6 protein-coding genes are annotated in these 7,527 nt (G+C 39.3%); 2 read left to right on the top strand and 4 right to left on the bottom strand.

Annotated features, from left to right (window positions below):
- Positions 1 to 469: 469 nt before the first annotated feature.
- Together deoD and AAEZ18_RS15825 are read right to left on the bottom strand one after the other, a co-directional pair.
- Positions 470 to 1,171, bottom strand: coding sequence for a purine-nucleoside phosphorylase (deoD, locus tag AAEZ18_RS15830; protein WP_011329723.1), 702 nt, complete (start codon positions 1,169 to 1,171; stop codon positions 470 to 472).
- A 13-nt stretch (positions 1,172 to 1,184) separates the two neighbouring features.
- On the bottom strand, positions 1,185 to 2,402 hold the full coding sequence (locus AAEZ18_RS15825; RefSeq protein WP_350595192.1) for a phosphopentomutase: 1,218 nt from the start codon (positions 2,400 to 2,402) through the stop codon (positions 1,185 to 1,187).
- Positions 2,403 to 2,593: 191 nt separating this feature from the next.
- On the opposite strand from AAEZ18_RS15825, the gene udk reads away from it, so the two are divergent.
- Together udk and AAEZ18_RS15815 are read left to right on the top strand one after the other, a co-directional pair.
- Positions 2,594 to 3,223, top strand: a complete 630-nt coding sequence (gene udk, locus AAEZ18_RS15820) for a uridine kinase (RefSeq protein ID WP_011329721.1) — start codon at positions 2,594 to 2,596, stop codon at positions 3,221 to 3,223.
- A gap of 17 nt (positions 3,224 to 3,240) precedes the next feature.
- Positions 3,241 to 4,464, top strand: coding sequence for a NupC/NupG family nucleoside CNT transporter (locus AAEZ18_RS15815; RefSeq protein ID WP_058374678.1), 1,224 nt, complete (start codon positions 3,241 to 3,243; stop codon positions 4,462 to 4,464).
- Positions 4,465 to 5,470: 1,006 nt separating this feature from the next.
- Here AAEZ18_RS15815 and AAEZ18_RS15810 read toward each other — a convergent pair.
- Positions 5,471 to 5,680, bottom strand: a complete 210-nt coding sequence (locus tag AAEZ18_RS15810; RefSeq protein ID WP_002959120.1) for a cold-shock protein — start codon at positions 5,678 to 5,680, stop codon at positions 5,471 to 5,473.
- Positions 5,681 to 5,930: 250 nt separating this feature from the next.
- Positions 5,931 to 7,517 carry a sensor domain-containing diguanylate cyclase gene (locus tag AAEZ18_RS15805; RefSeq protein WP_502935386.1) on the bottom strand — a complete coding sequence of 529 codons (1,587 nt, stop codon included), beginning with the start codon at positions 7,515 to 7,517 and terminating at the stop codon, positions 5,931 to 5,933.
- Positions 7,518 to 7,527: the final 10 nt, after the last annotated feature.

The following is a 7,527-nucleotide window of genomic DNA, read 5'->3' as shown; positions in this document are numbered from 1 at the left end:
TTGTCAGCCTGAGCCAGACATAGAACAATTATTGCCTTGGAATATCAATATCTAGGTGATGATCACCGGACGTTTACTATCTAGGTGATGATCACCGGACGTTTACAGAGTAAATGAGTAGACATAAAACACATTGTTCTTGGCTTTGTTATTTTTTTAAAAGCGCAGCGTCTCATACTCTCTTTGTGAATAAATGGGCTTAGATGTTTTTGTATAAAGAGCAGAAGGTGTGAAAGTATACAAACAGGTTTTAGCGCATTACGCCAGTAAGTTGCTTGGCTGCAAAATAATATCTGGCTTAAACTTAATTTGTAGATGCAGAGCTAACTCACGTTAAAAACTAAAGTTTAAGCATAAAAAAAGCCGCATAAATGCGGCTTTGGGGTTTAGTCTCACTTCACTTTGGGCGTGTCTCCAAAATTTAGTGAATACGTTACCAAGGAACTGTTTTACTTAAATAGCCAATTACTTAGATAGACTCTAAAGCAATTTTAACCATTTCGTTAAATGTGCTTTGACGCTCGTCAGCAGGAGTTGCTTCGCCAGTGATCACATGATCACTTACTGTGAATAATGCCATTGCTTTTGCGCCATATTCGGCTGCAACGCCATATAAACCGGCTGTTTCCATATCAACAGCAAGCACACCTAATTTATCTAAATCTTTATAAAAAGTGTCGTCGGCTTGATAAAATGTATCGGTAGTAAATACGTTACCTACTTTTGCTTTAATACCAAGATCTTTTGCAGCATTTACGCCGTTTAAAAGCAGGTCAAAGTCAGCAATTGCTGCAAAATCAGTACCGCGTACACGGGCACGATTTACATTTGAATCGGTACATGCACCTTGTGCAAAAATAACATCGCGTATTTTAACGTCGCTACCAATACCGCCACACGTGCCAATACGAATCAGGTTTTTAACCCCAAAAGTAACAATTAGCTCACGCGCATACAAAGACATTGATGGAATGCCCATGCCCGATCCCATAATGCTTACAGGCTTACCTTTGTAAGTGCCTGTAAAGCCAAGCATGTTACGTACACTGGTTACTTGTTTTGCGTCATCTAAAAAGTTTTCAGCAATATATTTTGCACGTAGCGGATCGCCTGGCATTAATACTGTTTCGGCGAAATCACCTACGTTTGCATTGATATGCGGAGTACTCATTAATCTTTCCTTTTTATTTAGATGTAGTTAGCTTATCTATAAAGCCATCACCGTATTCAAGCGCAGGTAAGTTAAACCATTGTGCTAAGGTTTGACCTATGTCTGCAAAACTATTGCGCTCACCAAGTGGGGTGTCGCTCATACCCGGTTGGTAAGCAATTACTGGTACGTATTCACGGGTGTGCTCAGAACCTGGAAAGGTTGGATCGCAGCCATGATCGGCAGTAATAATTAGTAAATCATCGGCTTTAAGTGCGTTTAATATAGTTGGCAAATAATCGTCAAACTCTTTTAACGCTTTTGCATACCCAACAGGATTACGACGATGACCAAACATTTCGTCAAAGTCGACCAAGTTAGTAAATATTAAGCTGTGATCGGGCGCACTTTGCATTAATTCGTTGGTTTTTTTCAGCAAGTTTATTAACTCTGGTGCTTTATGCTTTTGGGTAATACCTTGATGCGCGTATATGTCTGAAATTTTGCCAATACTTATTACTTCGCCACCGTCTTTTGCTAGTACGTCTAGCAATGTAGGGGCTGGCGGTAATACCGAGTAGTCACGGCGATTGCTGGTACGGGCAAAATCTTGATTATTTGAACCCAAAAATGGCCGCGCAATCACTCGTCCTATATTCATTTCATCAAGTAGCGACCGTGCAGTTTCGCAAACCTGATAAAGCTTTTCTAGGCCGAATGACTCTTCATGCGCGGCTATTTGAAACACGCTGTCAGCTGAGGTGTAACAGATAGGTTTACCTGTTTTAACGTGCTCTTCACCTAGCTGCTCTAAAATAGTGGTTCCTGATGCATGGCAGTTACCTAATATGCCTGGGATACCGGTACGAGCAATAAGCTCGTCAATAAATTCTTGTGGGAAGCTTGGCTGAGTTTTAGGAAAATAACCCCAATCAAATAAAACGGGTACTCCCGCCATTTCCCAATGGCCTGATGGCGTATCTTTACCGCTCGAAAGCTCTTTAGCGTATCCCCATGCACCTTGCGATGCTGAACGGTTTGACACTAAACAAGGCTCTTTACCGGCCGCTTCGCAGGCATCAATTAACCCTAACTTTGATAAGTTTGGTAGCGATAATGCTGTGCCTGTTTCGTCATAATATGCTTTTAGCAGATGTGCTAAAGTATTTGCGCCAATATCACCAAATTTATCTGCATCTGGTGCTGCACCAATACCTAAACTGTCTGCCATTAGGATAATTGCTCTTGCCATTGTGACCTCCCGTTATTCAATATGGTTACTTTATCTGCTCTTCGATTTTTACGCACAGGACATAAGTCCTGTTTCATATAACCTAAACATTATAAATTTACGTCCTTAAGCGAAGCAAAAGAGATTAATCGTGTCTTTTTTGCTATTGTGATCTACCAACAATATATCTTCCTGTGTGGGTGAGAACTTTAGTGACACGAACTATTATAGCCATTGCTGGCGCATCAGCGTCGGGTAAATCTCTTTTTAGCCAAACAATTTACAATGAATTGGTTAATGAACTTGAACCAGGCGCTATCGCCATTATCGAAGAAGATGCTTATTATAAGGATCAGTCGCATTTACCGTTTGCACATCGTACGCAAACTAACTACGACCATCCTGATGCATTTGAATATAAGTTAATGCATGAGCATTTAACACAACTTCGTAACGGCCACGCTGTAGAAGTACCTATTTATGATTACGCACAACATACTCGCAGCGAAACAACGCGGTATGTAACTGCAGCTAAAATATTAATCGTAGAAGGCATTTTACTACTTAGCGATAAAGCGCTTAATAAAGAATTTGATATTAAGGTGTTTATAGACACTCCCTTAGACATTTGCTTAATGCGTAGAATGCAACGCGATATGGAGCAAAGGGGCAGAACATTACAATCTGTTGTTGAACAATACCAAGCAACTGTTAGACCGATGTTTTATCAATTTATAGAACCGTCAAAGCATAATGCAGATCTAGTTGTCACTCGAGGCGGCATGAATCGCGTTGCGATTGATATAATAAAAAGTAAAATCAAACATATTCTTCAAGAATAGTAACGGGAAACATTTGTATGACAACTTTTATGAGCGTAGTTGGCATGTTTGTGCTGCTAGCTATTGCATTTGCGGCGTCAACTAATCGCAAAGCTATAAAGCTTAGAACGGTAGGTATCGCATTTGCGATGCAAGTAATTATTGGTGGTTTTGTATTATTTTTTGATGCAGGTAAAAATGCATTAGCAAGTGTATCTTCCGCTGTTTCATCGGTTATTGGTTTTGCTAACGACGGTATAAGCTTTTTGTTTGGACCTTTAGCATCGCAAGATACATTAGGATTTATTTTTGCTATTCAAGTACTGCCGGTAATTGTATTTTTCTCTGCGTTAGTGGCCGTGTTATATCATTTAGGCATTATGGCGTGGGTTATTAAGATTTTAGGTGGCGGCTTGCAAAAGCTGTTAAAAACCTCACGTACTGAATCACTATCGGCCACTGCTAATATTTTTGTTGGTCAAACAGAAGCACCGTTAATTGTTAAACCCTTTATTGCCACTATGACCAAATCGGAATTATTTGCCGTAATGGTAGGTGGTTTGGCAACGGTAGCAGGCTCTGTTATGGCCGGTTACGTAATTATTGGTATTGACCTTAAGTATTTAATAGCAGCTAGCTTTATGGCGGCTCCTGGCGGCTTTTTAATGGCCAAAATGATTGTGCCAGAAACCGAAACGCCTAAAGACAATTTAGCTGACTTAGATTTAGATGATGAAAAGCCCGTTAACGTTATTGATGCAGCCGCATCGGGTGCTGCAAGTGGTATGCACTTGGCACTAAACGTAGGTGCAATGCTACTTGCTTTTGTAGCATTAATTGCATTGTTAAACGGTTTATTAGGCGGTATTGGCGGCTGGTTTGACTACCCGACATTAACGCTGCAAGAAATTTTAGGTTATGTATTTGCGCCTGTTGCATGGTTACTTGGTGTGCCATGGAATGAAGCAATACTAGCCGGTAGCTTTATTGGTCAAAAGTTAGTAGTGAATGAATTTGTTGCTTACTTAGACTTTATAAATTATCGCGATACGTTAAGTGCGCACACTCAAGCAATTGTTACTTTTGCACTGTGTGGCTTTGCTAACTTATCATCGATAGCCATTTTACTAGGTGGATTAGGCGGTATGGCGCCTAGTCGGCGAAAGGATATCGCTCGCTTAGGGCTCAGAGCAGTGTTAGCAGGATCTATGGCTAACCTTATGAGCGCCGCAATTGCTGGATTTTTCCTCTCGCTAGCTTAGAAACTTAATGAGATGAACCACTGTTGCAAAACAATAGGATAGTGCTTTAAGGGGTTAAAGCTCTATCTGACTTGAACGATACTTCATCAAGGGCCGCAAGGCCCTTTTATCGTTTTGGGCTTATAAATTGGCTTATAATGAGCTTAAAGGCTAATCTTTGAATCATATAATAAAATAAAGAACCACCTGCCAACCACCGCCTTTAAACACTAAAATGGTATTCACCAGCAACCAGAGATCAACATCAGATAACAGTCCCCTGTCATAAGCGTAATATAAAGCAGTAAAAAGCGTGCGAGATAAACTCCCGTCTACTTCCATAACCATTAACTTGGGTGGGATTATAACTACTCGCTAATAATTAAGAAGTTGATAGTTGACTGGCAGACAGCTCAAGCCTGAGTGCTGTCCCTTTTCGTATTTACAGCTAAAGCTAAACATTGAGCTTGCTTAGTTACTCTATTGAGCTTGCATCAAACACCTGACGCCTAAAACATGAAATATAAACCTGTTTTTACCTCATGCTGGCATTTCATCTCTAGGGTTTAAATCACTACTTTGTGATCTCATCACCTTTTACAAATACGTTTTTCGTACTACGAGCATGTGGCAGGTAACAAGCTACTCGCCCAGGGTAAGTTTATACCCAGCATCGAAAACACAGCAAAAAGCGCGAGGTAAACTCCCGCCTACTTTCGCAGCCATTAATTTGGATGGGGTTCTAACTGCTCGCTGATAGTTGATTGGTTAATTGATAGTTGATTGATAGTTGATTGATAGCTCAAGCCTGAGCGCTGCCTTTTGCATTTACGGCTAAAGCTATACACATTGAGCCTGGCACCTGTATTTTATATAAAATTGCATTCAAAAAATCGGCACAGAGTTTGGCTAGTTAAGTTTAATGCGTTGAAATACAATACTGAAGGGGGAGTTACCGAGGAATACCAAATTTTAGGCACAAAAAAAGCGCCTTAAGCGCTTTTTTCATTTTACTTAAAAAGTAAAATTATACAGCTGTGATGTTATCAGCTTGTGGACCTTTTTGACCTTGTGAAAGAGTGAACTCTACACGTTGGCCTTCAGCTAAAGTTTTGAAACCTTCGCTTTTGATTGCTGAGAAATGTGCGAAAACGTCTGGGCCATTTTCTTGCTCGATGAAACCAAAACCTTTAGACTCGTTAAACCACTTAACTGTACCTGATACGATGTTTGACATTGTAATATCCTGATATAAAAATAAAAATATGCTCATATGAGCGGGTATAGCAAAAAATGAGATGGTACTTTAAAAACTTCAGGACGGTACTACAAGTATTACTTATACAACATCGAAATGGAGATTTATAGATTACATACTTTCTTTCTAGCTGCGGCCCACTATATAGAAGTTTTAATTTGTGTCAAGCTTATTATTTAAATAGTTTTAAAATAATAAACCTTGTTTAGATTAGTTAAGGGTCTTTCAGTTACTCTATTAAATTAGCAATAACGCTACGGTTACGACCATGCTCTTTTGCATAGTAAAGTGCGTTATCGGCTTTTTTAAATACTTGCTCAATATTAGTGCCGTGCTCTGGGTAACTAGCAATACCTATTGATATGGTTATGTAACCAACTGTATCTATATGTGACGACTCAACTGCAAGGCGCAACCTTTCAGCTATTTTAAATGCACCTTCACTGTTTTGATTAGGTATTACAAGTACAAACTCTTCGCCGCCAATGCGCGCAACAATATCGTCTTTGCGAGCAATACTTTGAATAAGCACGGTTAATGCTTTGAGTGTTTCATCGCCTTTGTCATGGCCATATGTGTCATTTACGCGTTTAAAAAAGTCGATGTCTATTTCTAAAATGGTAAATAACGTTTGTTCGTGGATTAGTTTATCAAGCCATACTTTTAAGCTTCTGCGATTATGAAGCCCCGTTAGAGGATCTGTTTGTGCATCGTGGCGTAACTGCCCTATTTGCAGCTGTAAAATACTTTCGCCTTTTAACATTGCTACTTTTAATTGCTGACTTTCAAAATACCATGACTTAACTTTTTTCAGCTCACTTTCATGGTTCAATTCATCAGTTCTATTTGCAATATCAGCTAGTCGCTTAAGTGGCTTAGAAATAAAATGCGCAAACAAGCCGATTAAAATAAAAATAATAATAACGATAGGCAATGTACGTTTTATCACTGCAATTATTAATGTGTCTAACGAGCTTAACGTTACTTTTATAGGGCGTTGCGCAATAATCCCCCAGTTGGCCAGTTTTACTGGGGCGTAACCTGCAAGCATATGAATATTTTGGCTGTTATTTATATGAGCGATGCCATCATTACCCATAAGCACCTGATTAATAACTTTATTATTAGCTAAAAAAGTACCTATGCGTGCAGAGTCAGGATGATAAAGAATACGCTTTTTAGTATCAACCACATAAATATGTGTTCCTCCCTCAAAATAATGATGCTCCAACAGGTCATTTAATATACTGCGCTCTTTTAAATATAATGACCCACCTATATACCCTAAATAGTCACCTTTACTAGAAAAGAGCGGATGTGAAATAAACACAATTAAATTACCTGATTTAGACATATAAGAGTCGCTGATCAACGGGCGACGCTCTTTAAATGCCTGTGTTGCGCCTGGTGACGATAAGGGTTGGTCAATAATCAGTGGTAGCTCGGGGGAGGTTGCGCTAATGATGCCGTATTTGTTTATAATAACGGAGTTAAAGCTGTTTGTTTGTCGATTTAAGCGCGTGACCTCTGCTTGTAATAGCGTGTTGTCATCTATGTTTTGTTCTATTTTTTTAGCTGAATAAGCCAGTTGTTGCATGGCTGACTCTAAAAAGTTATTCGTTGCCGATGCTAATTTATTAGCATAAGCAAAGTTGCTTTTTAGTGTATTACTCATTAGCTGTTCTTTTTGCACTTGATAAGTAGAATAAAAACTACTCACCAAGGTACTTAATGCAGCTAAGAGTACTAACAAAAAAATAAGAAACCGAAGGTTTAAAGCCGATAGCAATTTATTGAGCAAGCGATTATCGTCCACAGTACAAAGC

This window comes from Pseudoalteromonas sp. 19-MNA-CIBAN-0066, assembly GCF_040308705.1.
Classification (GTDB): Bacteria; Pseudomonadota; Gammaproteobacteria; order Enterobacterales; family Alteromonadaceae; genus Pseudoalteromonas; species Pseudoalteromonas nigrifaciens.
This window is presented reverse-complemented; position numbering and strand designations above follow the sequence as displayed.